We start from the raw sequence: 19,777 nt of genomic DNA on the forward strand, positions 1-19,777 counted from the left end.
TCCTCCTTCAGCTTGCAAAGCTCAGTTGCGGACGCACCCGGCCGACCGACAGCCGCTCGCGCCACCACTCGGCCGTGCGCTCAAGCCCGGTCCGCAGGTCGACCGCGGGCCGCCATCCGGTCGCGGCATGAAACCGATCGGCATCGGCGACGAGGGCGCGGACTTCGGAATTGGCCGGGCGGGCCCGCTCCGCGTCGCGCTCGACCGTCTTGCGGCATCCGGTGACCTCGCAGATCAGATCGACAAGGTCGCCGATCGTGATCGCCTTGCCGCTGCCTGTATTGTAGGGGCGCCCGAATTCGATGCTGTTCGACAGACCGATCTCGGCGAATGCGGCCGCCGTGTCCTCGACGAAAGTGAAATCGCGCCGTGGGCTGAGATCGCCGATGCCGATGCGACCGGCGGCCGGATCGAGGATCTGGCGGATCACGGTCGGAATCACCGCCCGCTCGCTCTGGCGCGGGCCGTACGTGTTGAACGGACGCAGGATCGCGACCGGCAGGTCGTGCGAGCGCGTGAAGCTCTCGGCAAGCATGTCGGCTGCGATCTTCGTCGCCGAGTAGGGGGACTGCCCCTGCAGGGGATGGAGCTCCGAGATCGGTTCGAACAGGGCTGTTCCGTAGACCTCGCTCGTCGAGGTGTGGACGACCCGCAGAACGTCGGACCGTCGCGCGGCCTCGAGGACGTTGAGCGTGCCGGTCACGTTCGTATCCACGTAGGACTGGGCGGCGACATAGGAATGGGGGATGGCGATGAGCGCCGCCAGATGGAAGACGACCGCCATGCCGGACACGATCTGCTGCATGAAGGTGGCGTCGCGCACGTCGCCGCGAACGAGGCGGAGCTCGGCGCGGATGCGCGGGTCGATCTCGTCGATCCAGCCATGCGTGTCGAACGAGTTGTACAGGCAGAGCGCGGTGACGCTGGCGCCGCGCCGCACCAGTTGCTCGGTCAGATGCGAGCCGATGAAGCCATCGGCTCCGGTAACGAGCACCTTGAGGCCGCGATAGGTCTCGGGGCAACGGAAGGGACCGCCGATTGGTTCGTGGACGTTCATGGCTGACCGCCCTCCGTCGTCGCCATGCCCGGCATCGGCGCCGACCTGACGGACGAGGCATTCAGGCCGACGACCGCCAGGATGCCGACGACGATCCATTTGAAATCGGTATAGAGCGTGCGGTCCCGATAGTAACGCAGGTCGAGGCCGGCCTTGGCCGGAAACAGCACCTCCCGGTAGAAGCGCGTCGGCTCGGCGTTGACGGGGAAGAGGCTGCCTTCGTTGCGGAAGGCGACCTGGCTCGGCCCGAGTATGCCCGGACGATGCTCCAGGATCGAAATGGTCGTCGCATCGAAGCAGTCGGCGAAGTCGAGGCTTTCGGGTCGCGGGCCGACGACCGACATGTCGCCGCGCAGGATGTTGTAGAATTGCGGCAGCTCGTCGAGCTTGGTGTCGGCCAGGAGCCTGCCGATGCGCGACATCCGTGCGTCGTTATGCATGGTCAGCGGCAAGCCGGCGCGCGTCTCTCGTGTCGCGAACTTGCGGAACTTGTAGATCGTGAAATGCCGTCCACCCTCGCCGAGCCGGACCTGCCTGAAGAAAATCGGCCGACCGCATTCGGCGACGATCGCGACGGCGATGGCCAGAAAGAGCGGCGCCAACACCACCAGCGCGGCCCCGGCGATCACGACATCGAGCAGTCGGCGCAATCGGGCGTCGAGATATGGGTGTGTACGCATGATCGATCCCCCGTCATGAATGTTTGAGCGCATCTGCAAGGCTGGCGACGACCCTCTCGACGTCAGTGGCCTGCATGCGCGGATGGAGAGGCAGGCTGAGTTCGCATGCGGCGAATTCCTCCGTCACCGGAAGCCGGACGTCGCGAAACCTGCTGGCGTAGTAGGAGAGCGTGTGGACGGGGGGATAGTGAATGGTCGTCTGGATTCCCTCCCCGGCGAGGCGGGCGATCACGGCATCGCGATCCGTTCCGGCGGGCAGCACCACCGGCATGATGTGATTGGCCGAGATCGCGCTTTCGAAAAACGGCACGCCGATGTCGGGGCAATTGCGTGCGAGCTCGTGCCGATAGGACGAGGTCAGTGCACGGCGTCTGGCATTCCAGGCCGGCAGGTGCGCGAGCTGGACGAGGCCGATCGCGGCGCGCAGCTCGTCCATGCGATAGTTGTAGCCCAGCATGGATACGTCGTAGTGCGGCGTCCGCCCGTTCAGCCGCTGGCGCATGTCGAGCGTCATGCCGTGGCCGCGCATCTGCCTGACCTTGGCGAGGAGGGCAGGATTTGCGGCAGTGACCATGCCGCCTTCGGCGGTCGTCATGTTCTTGTTGCCATAGAAGCTGAACGCCGTCGCATCGCCGACATGGCCGACGCCTCGCGCACCGACCGCGTGGGCAGCATCCTCGATGATGACGAGGTCGTGCAGATCGGCGAAGTTGCGCCAGTCCTCGGCATGGGTGAGATAGCCGGCATAGTGCATGAGGATGATGGCGCGCGTTCGCGAATTGACCTTGGCATCGGCATCGCTCATCGAGATCAGCGGAGTGTCGAGCGCCGCGATGTCGACGAAGACGGGCTTCGCGCCGACATAGAGAACGGCGTTCGCCGTCGCCACGAAGGTGAGCGACGGCACCAGCACTTCATCGCCCGGGCCGATGCCGAGCGCATCGAGGATCAGATGAAGCGCGGCCGTGCAGGAATTGACGGCGACGGCATCCTCGACGTCATGCGCGTGCGCGAAGGCCTCCTCGAAGGCGCGAACCTTCTGCCCCATCGTGATCCAGCCACCGTCGAGAACGGCGCGGACCGCGTCCTTCTCCTCGTCGCCGAGAATGGGTTCGGCCACCAGGAGGTTCGGCGCCGGCGCCCGCTTAGGGGAGGGACCAGATGGAGAGTCCGTCTCGACAGCCGCGCCGATCGACGGCGAGACAAGGGGGGCCGACCGGCCACGTTCGATGATCTGTTCGGTATCCATCATTCACTCCGCCGCCACCTGTTCGGGCGCGATGGCGTGCTCGAACGCCGGCAATTGGTCGTCCCAGCTCAATTGTTGGGCGCTCTGGAAATCCTCGACCCGCCCGATGTCGAGCCAAAGCCCCTCATGCGGGAAACTGAAGATTGGCAGGCCCCGGCCCAGCATGCACAAGATGAGATCGTCGAAGCCGAACGGGATTCCGCTCGGGATGTGCTTCATGATCTTCGGGTCCATGCAGTAGATGCCCATGCTCATCAGGTTGGACAGTACCGGCTTTTCCTTGAAGCCGACGATGCGCCCGCCGATCTGCTCGATCACGCCGAACTCCATCTTGGTATGGCGGCGGGCCGAGGCGACGGTGACGAGCCCCCCGAAGGAGCGGTGACAATCGGCGAAGGCCGTGAGGCTCAGGTCGGTCAGGATGTCGCCATTGATGACGAGGAAGGTCTCGTCGAGTTCTTCGCGCAGGAGGCCGAGCGGCCCGATCGTTCCGAGCGGCTCGCGCTCTTCGGTATATTTGATCCGCATGTCCCACTGGCGCCCGTCGCCGCAGAAACTGCGGATCAGATGGGCGAGGTAGCCGGTGGTGATGTAGACGTCCTGGATGTCGTTGCGGCGCAGCCAGCGCAGCAGCAGTTCGAGCACCGGCTTGGTTCCGACCGGCATGAGCGGCTTGGGGAGCACCATCGTATAGGGCCGCAGTCTCGTGCCCATACCCCCGCATTGAATCACGACTTTCATGTTCACCCTCCCTGCCGTTCGATTGCCATTCTGCGGAACGTTGGAATTGTTCGGCCGCAGTTGTTGATTTGTTGAAGCGGCATTCGAAGATGATGTTTTTACTTCAAAATATACCGTACAGAAATTGCCAATAAATGGGCAATACAGATAATGACTAGTATTAAATCGAAATTCTAAAAGGTATTAAGACATTTATGGAGGGGCTACCTCCAAATAGTATTTGTCTTGGCGCCTTTCTCATGTGGAATGTAACCTTTGCCGCGTCGTTTGCATGCTGACGACCGCGCGCGGACTTCGGGCTTCGGGGACGCATCATGTTGCGTGAGGGTCTGTTCGCATTGGGGCTGGTGCTTTACCCGGCCACGCAGTTGAGGATCGGCGGCCTGCCGATCGGCCCCGGCGAGGCGTGTCTTTTCGGCTGGATCGGCCTCACGAGCCTTGAACGCCTGCTCGTGCCGCGCAGCGTGGGCCCGGTCGTCTTCCGGGTCGCGTCCTTCTGGTTCATCTTCGCCCTTTCGCTCTCGCTGGGAATGGTGGTCGGCCTCCTGGTCGAACCCTTTCACGACCTTCCCTCCATCGCCCACGACGTCGTCGCCTACAGCCTCCTGATCGCAATCAGCATGCTTCTGGCGCTCGATCTGGATGACCCGGTCCGCCGGCTGCGCACCGCGCGGCTGGTCGTGTTCTGCGGCGTCGCGGTGCTGACAGTGCAGCTTGCGGACGGCTTCGGCGTATCCGTCGTGCCCGGAACAGATCCCTGGTTCTTCGATCGTTTCCGCGGCTGGTCGCTCGATCCGAACCAGCTCGGCCTGATGTGCGCGACGTTGACGCTGCTATCGATCTATCTCGTCGAGAAGAGCGATCGTGCCGGAGAACGGTTTCTGGCGGCGAGCGCGGGCATCATGGTCTTCGGGGTCGGACTCCTGACCAAAAGCGATTCCTACGTGGTTTGCGTATCGCTCGCCGCGCTTGCGCTGATCGCGACCGGCGCGTGGACCATGCTGTCGAGGCCTTCTGCGAACCATCGCCTCCGCGACGCGCTGATGATCTTCGCGGTGCTTGCGCTGCCGGTGGCGGCGCTTGCGCTGGCCCCGTTCGCACGAACGATGTTGGTCTATGTGCAGACGCAGTCGACCGCGGTCTACGAGGACGATAACCAGGGCGACACGCGCCTCGGGCTGTGGACCGAGGCGATCGAAAAGGGACTTGAGGCAAATCTCGTCGGTTTCGGCCCCGGCGCCCATCTAACCAGCAAGTCCTACAAGCGGCCGCCGCCCGACAAGTTCGAGGCGCACAACACGGTGCTGGATCTCTTCACCCAGGGCGGCGTGGTGGCGGTGCTTCTGTTCGCCTGGCTCTGCCTGTCCGCCTTTACGCGATGCTGGCGCGCCGGATTGCCGTCGCTGGCCGCACTTGCGGTCGGCTTCACGGCATTCTCGATGTTCCATTTCGTCATCCGCCATCCGATCTTCTGGTTCGGGATCATGCTGTGCCTGCTGGAAACCGCACGCGTCGGCGTCGCCGCGCGCAGCGATGCGCCGCATCCCGTGGGAGCGCGCGCATGAGGCCCGTCAACGCGGACGTCCCTCCGTTTCGCTTCGTCGCTACCGTGCTGCGTCGGCGCTGGCTTCTGGTCCTCGGAGCCGGCGCCCTCGGCGCAGCGGCAGGCATCGTCGTGGCGGCTGTCGTTCCGCCGACCTACACGGCCAAGGCACAGCTCGTCATCGATGCCCAGGCCGCCACGATCGGCAACGTGATCGACGACGCGGCGGTCGACACGCGCGTCGAGATGCTGATGTCCGATGGTCATCTGCGCCAGATGCTGAAGAGCCTGGATCACGCCGCGAACCCCGCCGCCTCGACCGACACGGTGCCGGCACCATCGATGACCGATCGCATCGAACTTTTGCGCACCAAACTGATCGCGCGGCTGGCGCCCTTCACCGGCGCCTCCGGCAGCGTGGCCGTGCCGCCCGAGAAACCGGAAACCGATCTCGCCGCGCTGAGCCTCGATGATCTTCAAAAATCCATCAACGTCTACCGGGAGCGTCGCTCGCGGGTCATCTCGGTGACCTATCGCTCGCGCGATCCCGTCGCTGCGGCAGCGATGGCGAATACGGGCGTCGAGGTCTATGTCGACGACCTGCGCAGCCAGAGGGCGAAGTCGCGCCTCGATTCGCTCCGGCGGCTCGAAGAGCGCATACCCGAAGCGAAGGTGGCGATGGAGGCGGCCGAAGGTACGCTGCGCCGCTTCGCGTCCGCCCACGGCATTCTGGCAGACGGGGATGCCGGCGACGAAGATCTGCGCATAGCCGAGATCAATCGCCAACTCGCCATCGCGCGCTTCGACCTGGCGGAGAGAAGCCACGGGCCGGAAGCGACGAAAGGTCCGGGAGGGGATGGCAACGCGAACTCCTCCACGTTCCAGACAACTGCGCGATCGGGTCCGATGCCACTCTATCCGCTCGGCATCGCCGGTCATCCCGGAACCCTGGCCGGTATGGCCGCACCCTTCGCTGCGAGCGCCGGCCGGCCTGAAACTGCAACGGACGCGGCTGGTGCCGACATACCCGACTCCGACGTGCTGGCAGCTCGAGTTCGCTATCTGGAGCGCTGGCAATCGCGGCTGCAGTCGGTCCGGGCGCAGACGCTGGAAGCCGAACTCGCCTATCGCGACCACGTGCGCAATGCGGCTGCGGCGCTGCAGGTCTATGACGCGCTGCTGCGCCGTCAGGCTGACCTGCTGACCCAGGAATCCCGGCCGCCCGAGGCACGCGTCCTCTCGCTGGCGGCGCCGCCTGAAAAACCCAGTTCGCCCGACACGCTGCTCTTCATTCTTCCTGCAACGCTCTTCGCCTGCCTGAGCGGCGGGCTCGTCGCACTCATACTCGAACGCGGGAACCATACGCTGCGGAGCCCAAGCCTCGTCGGTGCGGATGGCCGATCGCCCGAAACCGTGCTGCTGCCCCATGTCGGCCGGCTGTCGGGTCAGCGGGGAGCTTTGGCGCGTCTCGCCCAGCCCTTCTCGGCATATACAGGTGCGGTACGCCTCTTATCCGCGCAGATGACGATCGAAACGGGTCCGGACGGCAAGGAATCCTGCATCTGCCTCGTCACGTCGAGCGGGCCCGGGGAAGGCAAGACTACGCTTGCAATTTCGCTCGCCGCCTATCTGCGCACGATCGACCGCAAGGTGCTCCTCGTCGACCTGGATTTCCGCCGTCCGGGGCTGGCGCCCGGCTTCGATGCGGCGCGCGGGAACGGCATTCTCGACCTTCTGCGCGGCGCGCCGCCAGGCGACGTCATCGCGCGCCACGAAGGCTTCGGCATCGACTATCTGCCGCTGCCGGTCGACCGGATCGACCCCATGCTCGTTCTGGCGGATCGCGAACTCGACAGGGTCATGCGGGACCTGCGCGGCCAGTACGACGTCGTTGTCATCGACGGCTCGCCAATGGCGGGGACGGCCGACGCCCGGCTCATCCTGCCGCTGGTCGACCGCGTCGTTCTCGCCTCGCGCTGGGGCCGCACCCTGATCGAGGATACGCGCACCGCACTTGCGCGCCTGCACGACCTCCAGATGGCCGAGCGCACGGAACTGGTCATGACCATGGTTCCTCTGCGCCGGTACGAGCGTCACCATTATCGCGAGATCAACTGAAGTGCCTCCCGGGTAACCAACAATAAGTACCCCGGAATAGAGCATACCCAGATTTGGAAAAGTCGGGACATAATCGATCTATATTTCGGCGGCAAAATATTCGCAAATCAAGCGGGGGCGCAGATGGATTATCCTGCCGATGACAATGTTCGAATATTGCGAACGGGTGCACCGGCACGGCGGACCAGATTGCTTCTGGTGACCTCGGACGACCCGATCTACGTTATCGAATTCTTCCGTGTGTTCTTTGCCGAATTGCCGGAACGGGCATTCGACCTGAAGTCGATAGCGATCGATCATCCGTTTCGGGAATCGAAGATCGCCTCCTTCCGCAGGATCGCGGGAATGTACGGGCTGGCCGGTGCCGCCCGCCAGGTGCTTCGCTATGCGCGCGCCCGGCTGCGCCGCGAGACGATCTCCGAACTGGCTGCGGCGCAGGGCATCGAGGTGTTCGCGGTTTCTTCGGTCAACGACCCGGCTTTCATCGCGCATGTCCGGCGGATGGATGTGGACGTGATCGCATCCGTCGCGGCGCCAGAGGTTTTCGGCCCCGAACTTCTGGGCGTGCCGCCGATGGGCTGCATCAACATCCATTCGGGTCGCCTGCCGCGCTATCGCGGCATGATGCCAACCTTCTGGCAGATGCAGCAGGGCGAACCGGAGGTCACCATCACCGTTCACCGGATGGTCGAAAAGCTCGACGCCGGAGACGTCCTGGGAACGCGGTCCTTTCCGCTCCGAGAGCGCGACACGCTGGATCGCGTCATCCGCGGGACCAAGCGCGAAGGAGCGCGGCTCCTGATCGAGGTGCTGACCGAATTGCGCGAAGGTCGCAGTCGCGCCACGCCGCTGGACATGCGGCAGGCCTCCTACTTCACCTTCCCCGCTCATGCCGATGTCCGCGCGCTGCGCAGGCGCGGCCACCGGCTGTTGTGAGGCCCGCGCGATGGCACCGGGGGAGAGGTCACGCCCGCAATTTTCCGCGCCGACGATTTCTGTCGGCCTTGTCGTCGCGACGTTGCTGGTGTTGTCGCTGGTGCCTGTCTTCGGCGATTTGCGCACGGGCATCCCCGGCGAGATCGAGCATTTCGGCGCCTATCTCGTCTCCTCGATCATCATGGCCGCAGCGGTGTCGGGACGGCGTTTCGCCATAGCCGCCGGGCTCATCGCTCTCGCGCTCGCCTCCGAGGCGCTGCAGGCCTTCATCCCCGGGCGAAGCGCCGCATTCGGCGATGCGGTCGCGGGGTTCGTCGGCTCCGCCTGCGGCCTTTCGATCGACCAGTATGCGCGGCGGTGGCGAAAGAAACGGGCGCAAGGCGCCTTGTCGAAAGGACATTTGTCATGACGTTCAACACGCGCCGCGCCTCGTCCAGCATCAAGCTTGCCGCCGCGACCGCACTGGTTCTGGCACTGTGCCAGACCCCGGGCCTTGCAGGGCAGCGGCATATGGCGAGCAACTTGAAGGGCGATTTCGAAACCGCGAGACAGGACGGCTTCGATCTTGCCGACGTCGCAAGCATAGCCGTTCTGGAGAGCCTTCCGGACGGGATGAAGGGCGTGTTCTGGCTTGGCAACGGCTACAACACCGAATGCGCATGGCGTCTCTCCGACGACGAGGTCGTCAGACAGGTTTCCGCTCTTGCCGGCCACCCGAAATTCAGCGGCATCTACTACATCTCCGATGAGCCGCATCCGGCCAAGTGCCCGGATGCGGCCGCCCGCGTCGCCGAGCGATCGGAGCTGATCAGGAGCACGGACACTGCGGCGCGCACCTTCATCATCGTGCAGAACAGTTCGGCCGATCGTTCCGAATTCGCGACCTTGAAAGATTCCGCCGACTATATCGGCGTTGCGCCGTACCCCTGCAACGTGAAGAACGCGACCACCGGCTGCAACATGAAGGCGTTGACGCAGCGCATCGACGAGGCCATCGCCGCCGGCATTACTCCCGACCGCATCGTGCCGGTCTTCCAGCTCTTCGGGCAGGAATGCGCGACCACCGAGACACCCTACTACCGGATGCCGAGCGGCGACGAGTTGGAACGCATGCTGGAGATCTGGGACCAGCGCGTCCCGCCTTCGGTGCGCCCCTTTGCGATGGCGTATTCCTGGGGCGTCCAGGAGCGGACTGCCTGTCCGGCGCTAAGCCAGGCCGACGGCACGAGCTTCCCCGATCTGCGCGAAATCTTCTCAGCCTATATGGCGGGCCGCGTCGCGCGGCTGAAGACGGAGTAGTCCCGATGCGGCAGCCCGCCCAACGACGCGCCGCCGAAGTCGCGCTGTCGATCGACGTCGAGGACTGGTTCCACAGCGAAAACGTCAAACGCGGCGTGTCGCGCGACAGTTGGGACCGGTGCGAGCCCCGCGTCGAGCGCAATACGATGCGGATGCTTGAAATCCTCGACGCCACCAACACGCGGGCGACCTTCTTCGTCCTCGGATGGGTCGCCGAGCGCAATGTGAAGCTGGTGCGCGAAATCGCCGCCGCCGGCCATGAGGTCGCATCGCACGGCTTCGCCCACCAACTGGTCTATTCGCTTTCGCCGGAGGCGTTTCGGCAGGACGTCGGCCGCGCCAAGGCCTTGCTGGAGGACATTGCCGGGCAGGAGGTGCGAGGCTATCGCGCGCCCTGCTTCTCGATCACGCCGTGGGCCATTCCGATCCTGCAGGAAACCGGTCACGCCTACGATTCCTCGATGGTGCCGACGGCCGCGCACGATCGCTATGGCAGCCTCGGCACGATCGACGACGGCAGCGACATTGCGGAACTGGGCGAGGGGTTCCACGAGGTTTGCGTCTCGTGCCTGCGTTTCAGCCGGCGCGGCATTCCCTGGGGCGGCGGCGGCTATTTCCGTTTCGTGCCCTATGCGGCCTGGATGCGCGGCATCGACGTCATCCTGGCCGGCGGCCACCCTTATGTCTTCTACATCCATCCCTGGGAAATCGATCCCGGCCAGCCGCGCGTCGACGGCATGTCGGTGTTCAACACCTATCGCCAACGCGTCAATCTCCATCGGTGCGAGGAGCGCTTCGAGGCGCTGTGCGCGCGTTTCCACTGGATGACGATCGGCGAGATGATCGAGCGCAGGCGCGGCGGCGCCGTCGCGATCGATCCGGCCATTCTTCCGCACGCTGAAGCAGGAGCCAGCCTTTCATGAAGACGCATGTGCTTTACGTCGGTGGCGAGGACCACAATCTGCGCATCCCGTTCATCCTGGCGATGCGCGATCGTGGCTTTCGCGTCTCGGCGGCGGGAAGCGGCGATGCCGCGCCCTTCGAGGCGGTCGGCATAACGTTTCATCCTTTCAGGTTCCATCGCTTCATCAATCCGCTGGCCGACATCGCCTCCCTCGCCAACCTGTCGCGGCTCCTGCGCGAATTGCGGCCCGACATTGCGCAAGGCTTCGACACGAAGCCGTGCCTCTACCTGCCGATGGCCGCAGGTCTCACCGGCTGGTCGGCGCCGGTTCGAACCATTTGCGGGCGCGCCTGGGTCTACTCGACCGGATCGCTGCTCGCCTGGTCCATGCGGCCGGTCTACCGGCTGCTGCATCGCGCCGCATCGCGCTTCACGGCCGCGACCGTCTTCGAGATCGAGGACGACCGCGCATTCTTCGAGGACTGCTCCATGGCCGGCCGAAACGGCCTCGTCATTCCCGGTGGCGGCGGCGGGGTCGACGTCGATGGTTTCGAACGCGCATTGGAAGCTTCGCCTTCGCGCAGCCAGATGCGCCGGGCGCTCGGTCTAGGTAATGGCGAAATCGTCATGACTGTCACCCGTATGACGCGCCAGAAGGGCATCCCGACGCTGCTGAATGCGGCCGCGATCGTCCACCGCGAACGCCCCGACGTCCGGTTCGTGCTCGTCGGCCCGCGCGAAAGCGAGGGACCGCTCGCGATATCTCAGGCCGAAATCGACGCACACGCGCCCTATGTTGTCGCGCTGGGTGCGCGAAGCGACGTGCCGGCCCTCCTGCGCGCGGCGGATCTCTTCGCATTCCCGACCGAATATCGCGAAGGGGTGCCGCGCGCGCTTCTGGAAGCCGGCCTTGCCGAACTGCCGGTCGTCGCGACGACCATTCCCGGATGCCGCGACGTGGTGGAAGACGGGGTCACCGGTTCTATCGTTCCCATGGGCTCGCCCGAAGCGCTGGCGAGGGGCATCCTCGCCCTGCTCGTCGACAAGGAGCGCGCCGGCCGGATGGGCATGGCCGCGGCGCGGCGCGCGCGAAGCCGCTACAGTCTCGAGGCGATCGCCGACAGCCACGCGCGCCTCTACAACCAGTTGGACCGGGAGCGGCGGAAATCGCTCGAGCCCGTCGGCCAGCTTGCCGCCAGCGAGCCGCGTCTGTGACCCGCCCTCCGCTCCACGACCTCTCTTCAACGGCCGGGCCTCGATCGCCATGCACGATGGCTTGCAGATAGGCGACCTTCTCGCGCGCTGCCGCAGGGCCATCCTGCCGCTGGTGCTGTTCACGGCCGGCATCAACGTTCTGATGCTGACGAGCGCGATCTACATGCTGCAGGTCTACGATCGCGTCCTGTCGAGCCACAGTCTCGAGACGCTGGCCGCGTTGACGGCCATCGCGTTGGTTGCGCTGATGACGATGGCCGCCCTCGAGGCGGTGCGCAGCCGAATCCTCGTCAAGGTCGGAACGTGGCTCGGGCGGCGGCTGGCGCCGCTGGTCCTGCGCAGCGCTGTAGCGGAGGAGGCCGGCGGCCGGCGAATCCGGTCGACATCGGCCTTGCGCGACGCCGAGCAATTGCGCGGCTTTCTCTCCGGTCCGGCGGTCACGCCTCTTCTCGACGCGCCATGGGCGCCGATCTTTCTGGCCGTCATCTTCCTCATCCACCCGATCCTGGGTTTCTTCGCCTGCGCCGGTGCCGTTCTTCTCTTCGCGCTCGCGATCTGCGCCGAACTCCTGACGCGCCGTGCCATCGATCATGCCGCAACCGGCCAGCGCCTGATGTACGGGCAAGCCGAGAACGTGCTGCGCAACGCCGAGGCGATCGAGGCCATGGGCATGTTGAACGGCTTTCTCCGCCGCTGGCAGCGCGAGGTCGATACGGCGTCGAATGCGCATGAACGGGCGGGAAACCGCGCCGGGTACATCCAGTCGATCGCACGCTTTTTGCGCTTCTGCCTGCAGGTCGGCATTCTGGGTTTGGGTGCCTGGCTGGTCCTGCGCCAGGAAATCCTTCCGGGCGCCATGGTCGCCGCATCGATCATTCTCGGCCGCGCCATGGCGCCTGTCGAGCAGGCCATCGGGGCGGTGAAATCCGTTCAGACCACGCGGGCGGCCTATCGCCGGCTGAAGACGCTGGGCGAGGTGACGCCGCCGGCGCGCGAGCACCTGCCCCTGCCGCGTCCGGAAGGTCGACTGCGCGTCGAGCATCTCGTGATCCGCCTGCCGGGCGCGAGCCGCGCCATCCTCGACAATATCAGCTTCCGGCTCGAGCCGGGCGAAAGCCTTGGCATCGTGGGCTCGACGGCGTCGGGCAAATCCTCGCTGGCGCGCGCACTCGTCGGCGCGTGGAGACCGACATTGGGCGCCGTGCGCCTCGACAATATGGACGTCGCCCAATGGGCGGCCGGCGACCGCGGCAAATATGTCGGCTATCTTCCCCAGGACGTGGAACTGGTCGGCAATACCGTCGGCGAGGCCATCGCCCGCCTGGACGACGTCGCCGATCCCGCAGTCGCCAGCGCCGTGATCGCGGCTGCGCGGCTGGCAAACCTTCATGAAACGATCAAGGCCATGCCGAAGGGCTACGAGACCGAGATCGGTGATGGCGGCGTCTATCTGTCCGGTGGCCAGCGTCAACGCATCGGCTTTGCCCGCGCGCTCTACGGCGCCCCGGCGCTGATCGTCCTCGACGAGCCCAATGCCAATCTCGACCGCGAGGGTGAGGAAGCGCTCGTCGAGACCATCGCCGCCCTGAAGGCGCAGGCCTGCACCATGGTCATCGTCGCCCACCGGCCGCGTATCCTTGAGACGGTCGATCACCTGCTCGTGCTCGAGCAAGGTCGAATGGAGTTGTACGGCCCGCGTGCTGAGGTTCTCGCACGGCTCGCCATGGCAGCGCAGCCCGTGCCCTCGATCGTGCGCGCACAGGCCGTCAGGGGTCGGCGCGGGCCTCTGGCTGCAATGTCGGAAGGGTGAGGGAGGTCCACCGATGCCGCCCGCTATTGCGTTCGACCAACCCTCCGCCGACCGGCTTAGGCTCGGCGGTGTGACCTTCGCGGGATTCGTGGTCTCAGGCGCGTTCTTCCTCGCGTTCGGCGGCTGGGCAGCAACCGTGCCGTTGAGCAGCGCGATCGTGACGACAGGCGTGGTGGAAGTCGAAAACCAACGCAAGCTCGTCCAGCATTTCGAAGGCGGCATCGTCGCCGAACTCGCCGCGCGCGAAGGCCAGCGCGTGGACGCGGGCGAATTGCTGATAGCGCTCGACACGACGCAGCCCCGCGCGCGCCTCGATCTTCTGGAAGGGCGGTTGGCCAACCGGCTTGCGCTTGCTGCTCGCCTTCGCGCGGAACGGGACGAACAGCCCGTCGTCACGTTCCCGCATGACGATCCTGCCATGGCGACACAGCCGGGACGCGATGCCGTCGAGGTGCAGACCGCGCTGTTCGACGCACGCCGGCGCGCGCTGGCGGGGCGGACCGCGATCCTGCAAAAGCGGATCGAGCAGACGGGGGAGGAGATCGTCGGTCTCGAGCAACTCGTCACTGCCCATGACAGGCTGATCGGAACGTTGCAGGACGAGGCCGGCGATCTGGAGGGGCTGTTCGACCAGGGCCTGACGACGCGGGAGCGCTATATGGCGCTGCGCCGTCGGGAAGCGGAGATGGAAGGCGAGCGCGCGGTGCATATCGCAGCCATCGCCCGCGCCAGGAAATCCATCTCCGAGCTCGAGCAGCAGATCGCCGAACTCGGCGTGACGCGCCTCAACGAGACCGTGGAGGAACTGAGCAAGGTCGAGGCCGATCTCGTGGACCTGCAGCAACAGGTCCTTGCCGCGACCGACGTGCTCCGCCGCGCCGCGATTCGGGCGCCGCTCGCGGGCACGATCATGAACCTCAAGGTTCACTCCACCTGGGGCGTCGTCAGCCCGGGCCAAACGCTGATGGAGATCGTGCCGATTGACCCGAAGCTTGTTCTCAAGGCGCAGATCAGGCCCGAGGATGTGGACGAGGTGCTGGTCGGGCAAGCGGTCGAAGTGCGGCTGCGCTCGCGCGACGGGCTCGACCATCCCGCATTCATCGGCACGGTGCGCGGCGTGTCCGGCGACCGCTTCGTGGACGAGCGCACCGGCCAAGGTTACTTCACGGCGCTGATCGACGTCGATGTACATCGACCGACAACGTCGTCCTCCTTCGAAATACTCCCCGGTATGAATGCCGATGTGTCGATCGTCGTGGGAAGTCGGACCTTTTTTCAATACCTTACCGGCCCTTTGCGGCGACGGCTCAGCATGTCGATGCGCGAACACTAGAATGATCTCGGGGGGCCGATAGGGGCTATTAATGAAAACAGACTAGATAAATTTAGTTACCAATAAATTTCAAATGAGTATCAATTACAAATTGCGACTGATATTTAGCCGCGTTACAATTTCCGTATTCTGAAAAAGATCGGGGGCAATTGAGAAAGCTTGGCGTGCATGACTGCGAATTGAGGGAGATCGCACATGCTTAATCCGACCAATATTGTGATCATCGAGCAGAACGAGATCTACCGGGCTGGTCTGTTGTCCGTTCTGCACCAGGGCGGTTTCGAAAATTGCAGCGCGATTTCGTCGCTGGAAGAACTCGACAGCCACGCGCCGGCGCATTCCGGCAAAGTTCTCTTCCTTGCCGAAATTGGCAGCGACGAGGAAGCGATATCCGCGGGCATCGAGTTCATCAATCATGCGTGCCCTAACGCGTTGATCGTCATCGTGTCCGACGTCATTAGCGACAGACAAATCGCCACCGCTTTGCGGGCGGGGGCCGATGGCCTCGTTTTCAAATTCGTGGCGCCGCAGGTGCTGACCAAGTCTGTCGAACTCGTGCTTCTCGGACAGCCCGTCTTTCCGATGCAAGTCGTCGAGGCAATGCAGTCCCGCCGGTCGGCGGGCTCCGTTGACCCGATCGAACTGCGCAACGCGCTCGACCGCCTGTCGAAGCGGGAAATGGAAGTCCTAAGATACATGTGCATGGGCAACGCCAACAAGGTGATCGCCCGGTCTGCCGGCATTGCCGAAGCGACCGTCAAAGTTCACGTCAAGGCGATCTTGCGCAAGCTTGGCGCACGCAACCGCACGGAAGCGGCGCTCTGGGCCTGGCCGCACGGCCTGTCGGGCGACGCGCCGCGACCCGACCGCGGCGACTCGAGCAATGCGGCAGGCGGACGTCGGGACCCGGTATTTCACCAGGACCATTGATCGAAAGCACGGTTCCCGACGGCGGCGGATGATTCCATCACGCCCATTCGCGCGGTTCGGCCATAGCCATGAAAACGGGCGCGGGATCGTCGCCAAGATCGATCTCGATGATCCGCCCGTCATTGACATGGCTCCATCCGAAATCGGCGACGTAGAGATTGGTGCCGCCGGACCCGTCGCTTGCAGGCGCAAGCTCCAGATCCTTGACGTTGACGCGCGTGTTGTTGGTGGGGTGGCGGAACTGCGCGAGGACGTCGATCGTCTCGACGATGGCACCGCTGCGGTCCACCTGCCAGATCGTCGCGCTGAAGCCGCCGCCGACGAAGAACGTTTCGGAACGCGGGTCATAGACCAGCGCCTCGGGATCGAGAATCTCGGCCGGCAGCAGGATGGTGCTGTAGAGCTGGGTTCCGTTCAGGTTCGTTTCCACGATAGTCCGCGACTCGCCATTGACGATGAACAGCCGCCCGTTCGCCGCGTCGATCGCCAGGTCCTCCGGGTCGTCGCCGCCGACGGCAAGTGTATTGAAACTGCCCAGGCGCACCGTAGGATTGGCGGGATTGACCCAGTAGACCAGCATTTCGTCATCGTCGGAAATATAGAGGCGGCCGCTGGTCGGATCGAAGGCGAGGCCTGTCGCCTCATCGGTGAAGTTGAGATTGAACGATTGCTGCAACGTACCGTTCAGGCTGAAGGCGTAAAGGTCCGTCGGTGAGTTGAAGGGCGCCTCGTCGACTTCCGAATCCGACAGGAAGAGGCGGCCGAGCCCGGCGTGATAGGCAATGCCCGAAGGATCGGGAATCCCGAGCGCAGCCGTATCGATGGCATTCACCACGCGCGGGGCCTCGTCGCTGATCTGGGCGCCGGCCGCACCGCCGACCACGTCGAGCGCATGCCCGCTGGAGGCAAGTTGTGCGGAGTTGATCTGAAGCGAGAAGGTCTCGTTGCCTTCGGCGATGTTGTCGTCGATGAGGTCGATCCCGACATGGACGCTGGTCGTGCCGGCGGGGATGACGATCTGGCCGGACACCACTGCGCCAAAGTCGCTGCCGCCCGTCGCCGTGCCGTTGACCGTGCTGTAGGTGACGATGACGTCCTCGCGCGCGGGACCGTCCAGGCTGATCAGGAAGTAGACTTTGCCCGCGTCCTCGTCGATCGCTGTCGCACTCGTCGCCTCCGCCGAGATGGCGGGCGTGTTGTCCATGATGCGGAAATGCGCCGCAGTCACAACTGCGCCCGGGCTCAGCGTGGCAAGCGTGATCCTTCCGGCCGATCCGGTGCCGTCGGGGTCCCAATAAAGGATGTTGTTGGCCGGGTTGTAGATGAACTGGCCGTGGCCCGCGCTCGTCGCCGCAGCGCCGGTCACGAAATAGCCGGCGGCAAGCGCTCCGCCCGTCAATCCGTTGCCCTCGGTCAGGCCGTAATCGGCGGCGAACACGCCGATGCTGTCGGCGGCCTCGAAATCGTAGATCCGGTCCGCGCTGCTTGCATCGGGAGCGCCCAGGACGAACACGTCGGCGCCGGCACCGCCGGTCAGGTAGTCCTTGCCGGCACCGCCGACGAGGATGTCGTCGCCGTCATAGCCGTAGAGGATGTCCGAGCCGCCGAGGCCGCTGAGCACGTTGGCGCCGGCGTTCCCCTTCAGCGTGTTGGCAAGCTCATTGCCAGCGCCGTCGATCGAGGCGGTGCCGAGGAGCTCGAGCTTTTCGATGTGATTGCCGAGCCGATAGCTGATCATCGACTGGACGTAGTCCACGCCGCCCGAATCGACGCCGGCAACCTCCTCCTCGTTGACGATGTCGCCTGGGTCGTCGACCCGGTAGATGTCGTCGCCCGCGCCGCCGAACATGGTGTCGCGGCCCTGGCCGCCATCCAGCAGGTCGTTGCCCGCGCCGCCGAAGAGCCAGTCGTCGCCCGCTTGACCGTAAAGGCGATCCTTGCCGCCATAACCGTAAATCCAGTCCGTGCCGCCTGTGCCGATGAGATCTTCGTCGGCGCTAGTGCCGTATTTGTACCTGATCATTGGCAGTCACTCCCCTTGCGGGCTGTGTCGGGGCGGAGTTGCGCCCCCAACAAACAGCTCAGCCACCGTGGCGCGGCACCCATGGCGTACCTGCGCCCCAACCGGATTGTTGCTCATCCAAAGCTAAGCGCACCCGCTGGCGATGCCATTACGAATGGGAAGTAGACCGATGCGTTTTGGGGGTACGACCACTCTGCAACGACCATAAGGATCGCAGGCGTTGCAGCCCTCCGGCTAGGCGGCGATTGGTGCCGGACCACAGAACCGGCGGCTTCAGATGGCGGAGAGGCCCACAAAGGGTGGCGGAGAGGATGGGATTCGAACCCACGAGACCCTTCCGGGTCTACTCCCTTAGCAGGGGAGCGCCTTCGACCACTCGGCCACCTCTCCGGTGACCCGGTCGATAAAGAAGTCGGTCCGCACAATCAATACGGACATTCAACGCAAGCGCGGAAAAACGACTCGATTCGAACGATTCGGACATTCACGGCTGATTCCAAGGATCGGAATGGCCTTAGATGACGCGCTTGAGCCTCGTTGCGGCCCGTGTGCGCGCCACAGCTATTAATAGAGCGTAAAGGCGAGGGGGCAAAACGTGGCTTTTGTGCAACAAGGCCTGTGCATAGGGGGTATCGAACGGCCCGGATGGTGCAAACGCGGTTGATCGGGGAGCGGTCCTGCGTATTGTCATGATCGAAGAAGGGGCGGCGAAACACGCTTCCTTTTTCTGAGATTGGGGATGGGGCAGGGAAACGCTGTCCTTCAGCAAAAAGAGCCCAGACCCGCTTAACAACTTTTGACTGGAGGTCAGAAATGAACATTAAGAGCCTTCTTCTCGGCTCCGCTGCTGGACTGGTTGCCGTTTCCGGTGCCCAGGCTGCCGACGCCATCGTTTACGCCGAGCCGGAGCCCGTTGAGTACGTTCGCGTTTGCGACATGTACGGCGCTGGCTTCTTCTACATCCCGGGCACCGAGACCTGCCTTCAGGTTTCCGGCCTCGTCTGGTACCAGATGGGTGCTGCCGATGAAGCCGGCAACTATCACGGCTTCGCAGCCGACCGTTGGAACAAGTCGACCCGCGCTCGCGTCAACTTCGACGCCCGTTCGGACACCGAGTGGGGCACGCTGCGCGGCTACGTCCGTCTGCAGGGTGACTTCAACGCCTTCTCGAACCTGAACGGCGCGCTCAACAGCCGTACCGGTTCGTCGGACGGCCGTGGCACGATCGGCTTCGATCAGGCCTTCCTCGAGCTCGGCGGCTTCCGCGCTGGTTACACCGAATCCGCGTGGGTTGCCTCGCAGGGTGCCGGCGTTGCTCAGTTCGGTTCGCACACCTGGGGTGGTCTCTCCTATGGCTACCAGCAGCGTCAGCTCGTTTCCTACACCTTCGGTGGCGCTTCGGGCTTCGCAGCCACGATCGCTCTCGAAGACGACGGCAACGACAACTTCACCCCGGATGTCGTCGGCGTCGTGTCGTACAACCAGGCTTGGGGTGGCGTCTGGGCCAAGGCTGCATTTGACGAAGATCGCGGCACCAACCTGACCGAAGTCGATGACAGCAGCTGGGCTGCTCAGGCTGGCCTTCAGCTGAACGTTCCGAATGCACCGGGCTCCTCGTTCCGCCTCATCGGTTACTATGCCGACGAAGCGAACGCCTACTCGGTCGGCTCGGAATGGTCGGTCCTGGCTTCCTACCGCCAGCAGTTCTCGCAGACCCTCGCTGCTTCGGTCGGCGCTCAGTACTGGAGCAACATCCACGATCTGGCTCCGGCTGCTGGCACCGAAACCGATCTCGACGGTTGGCAGGCTGAAGCTGCTCTGATCTGGACCCCGGTCACGAACTTCGAAGTTCGCGCTGAGTACGTCTACACGGACATCGACCTTCGTCCGTCGACCAACTCGGGCTTCCTGCGTCTGCAGCGCTCGTTCTAAGACCGAT

Annotated in this window: 16 protein-coding genes and 1 tRNA gene; 11 read left to right on the plus strand and 6 right to left on the minus strand. The window is 64.5% G+C overall.

The window, feature by feature from the left end; all coding sequences use genetic code 11:
• Window positions 1-7: 7 nt before the first annotated feature.
• The 4 genes from ACT6QU_RS00975 to ACT6QU_RS00990 are packed head-to-tail and all read right to left on the minus strand — an operon-like array spanning window position 8 to window position 3,727.
• Window positions 8-1,057, minus strand: coding sequence for an SDR family NAD(P)-dependent oxidoreductase (locus ACT6QU_RS00975; protein ID WP_444564841.1), 1,050 nt, complete (start codon window positions 1,055-1,057; stop codon window positions 8-10).
• On the minus strand, window positions 1,054-1,737 hold the full coding sequence (locus ACT6QU_RS00980) for a sugar transferase (protein ID WP_444564842.1): 684 nt from the start codon (window positions 1,735-1,737) through the stop codon (window positions 1,054-1,056). Before ACT6QU_RS00980 ends, ACT6QU_RS00975 begins: the two co-directional genes overlap by 4 nt.
• A 13-nt stretch (window positions 1,738-1,750) precedes the next feature.
• Window positions 1,751-2,989, minus strand: a complete 1,239-nt coding sequence (locus ACT6QU_RS00985) for a DegT/DnrJ/EryC1/StrS family aminotransferase (RefSeq protein WP_444836859.1) — start codon at window positions 2,987-2,989, stop codon at window positions 1,751-1,753.
• Window positions 2,990-3,727 (minus strand): sugar phosphate nucleotidyltransferase, encoded by a 738-nt coding sequence (locus ACT6QU_RS00990; protein WP_444564844.1) that lies wholly within the window; start codon window positions 3,725-3,727, stop codon window positions 2,990-2,992.
• A 314-nt stretch (window positions 3,728-4,041) separates the two neighbouring features.
• On the opposite strand from ACT6QU_RS00990, the gene ACT6QU_RS00995 reads away from it, so the two are divergent.
• From ACT6QU_RS00995 to ACT6QU_RS01040, 10 genes are all read left to right on the plus strand, one after another.
• Window positions 4,042-5,292, plus strand: coding sequence for an O-antigen ligase family protein (locus ACT6QU_RS00995; RefSeq protein ID WP_444564845.1), 1,251 nt, complete (start codon window positions 4,042-4,044; stop codon window positions 5,290-5,292).
• Complete coding sequence (locus tag ACT6QU_RS01000) at window positions 5,289-7,388, plus strand: GumC family protein (RefSeq protein WP_444564846.1); 2,100 nt, start codon at window positions 5,289-5,291, stop codon at window positions 7,386-7,388. The genes ACT6QU_RS00995 and ACT6QU_RS01000 overlap by 4 nt, the downstream gene beginning before the upstream one ends.
• Window positions 7,389-7,586: 198 nt before the next feature.
• On the plus strand, window positions 7,587-8,324 hold the full coding sequence (locus tag ACT6QU_RS01005) for a methionyl-tRNA formyltransferase (RefSeq protein WP_444564862.1): 738 nt from the start codon (window positions 7,587-7,589) through the stop codon (window positions 8,322-8,324).
• A gap of 10 nt (window positions 8,325-8,334) precedes the next feature.
• Window positions 8,335-8,733 (plus strand): VanZ family protein, encoded by a 399-nt coding sequence (locus ACT6QU_RS01010; protein ID WP_444564847.1) that lies wholly within the window; start codon window positions 8,335-8,337, stop codon window positions 8,731-8,733.
• Window positions 8,730-9,623, plus strand: a complete 894-nt coding sequence (locus tag ACT6QU_RS01015; RefSeq protein ID WP_444836592.1) for a hypothetical protein — start codon at window positions 8,730-8,732, stop codon at window positions 9,621-9,623. Before ACT6QU_RS01010 ends, ACT6QU_RS01015 begins: the two co-directional genes overlap by 4 nt.
• A 5-nt stretch (window positions 9,624-9,628) precedes the next feature.
• Window positions 9,629-10,546: an XrtA system polysaccharide deacetylase gene (locus ACT6QU_RS01020; protein WP_444564849.1), complete on the plus strand. Its 918-nt coding sequence runs from the start codon at window positions 9,629-9,631 to the stop codon at window positions 10,544-10,546.
• Window positions 10,543-11,742, plus strand: a complete 1,200-nt coding sequence (locus tag ACT6QU_RS01025; protein WP_444564850.1) for a glycosyltransferase — start codon at window positions 10,543-10,545, stop codon at window positions 11,740-11,742. Before ACT6QU_RS01020 ends, ACT6QU_RS01025 begins: the two co-directional genes overlap by 4 nt.
• A 49-nt stretch (window positions 11,743-11,791) precedes the next feature.
• Window positions 11,792-13,552, plus strand: a complete 1,761-nt coding sequence (locus ACT6QU_RS01030) for a type I secretion system permease/ATPase (protein ID WP_444564851.1) — start codon at window positions 11,792-11,794, stop codon at window positions 13,550-13,552.
• Window positions 13,553-13,565: 13 nt separating this feature from the next.
• Window positions 13,566-14,885, plus strand: coding sequence for an HlyD family type I secretion periplasmic adaptor subunit (locus ACT6QU_RS01035; RefSeq protein WP_444564852.1), 1,320 nt, complete (start codon window positions 13,566-13,568; stop codon window positions 14,883-14,885).
• A gap of 195 nt (window positions 14,886-15,080) precedes the next feature.
• A complete protein-coding gene (locus tag ACT6QU_RS01040; RefSeq protein WP_444564853.1) occupies window positions 15,081-15,815 on the plus strand; it encodes a LuxR C-terminal-related transcriptional regulator in 735 nt (244 codons plus the stop codon).
• A gap of 37 nt (window positions 15,816-15,852) precedes the next feature.
• Here ACT6QU_RS01040 and ACT6QU_RS01045 read toward each other — a convergent pair whose 3' ends face one another.
• Complete coding sequence (locus ACT6QU_RS01045) at window positions 15,853-17,838, minus strand: Calx-beta domain-containing protein (protein ID WP_444564854.1); 1,986 nt, start codon at window positions 17,836-17,838, stop codon at window positions 15,853-15,855.
• Between the two features lie 300 nt (window positions 17,839-18,138).
• Window positions 18,139-18,228 (minus strand) — tRNA-Ser (locus ACT6QU_RS01050).
• A 423-nt stretch (window positions 18,229-18,651) separates the two neighbouring features.
• On the opposite strand from ACT6QU_RS01050, the gene ACT6QU_RS01055 reads away from it, so the two are divergent.
• Complete coding sequence (locus tag ACT6QU_RS01055; RefSeq protein ID WP_444564855.1) at window positions 18,652-19,770, plus strand: porin; 1,119 nt, start codon at window positions 18,652-18,654, stop codon at window positions 19,768-19,770.
• The last annotated feature ends 7 nt before the right edge of the window (window positions 19,771-19,777 follow it).

This window comes from Aliihoeflea sp., from assembly GCF_052435475.1.
GTDB lineage: Bacteria > Pseudomonadota > Alphaproteobacteria > Rhizobiales > Rhizobiaceae > Aliihoeflea.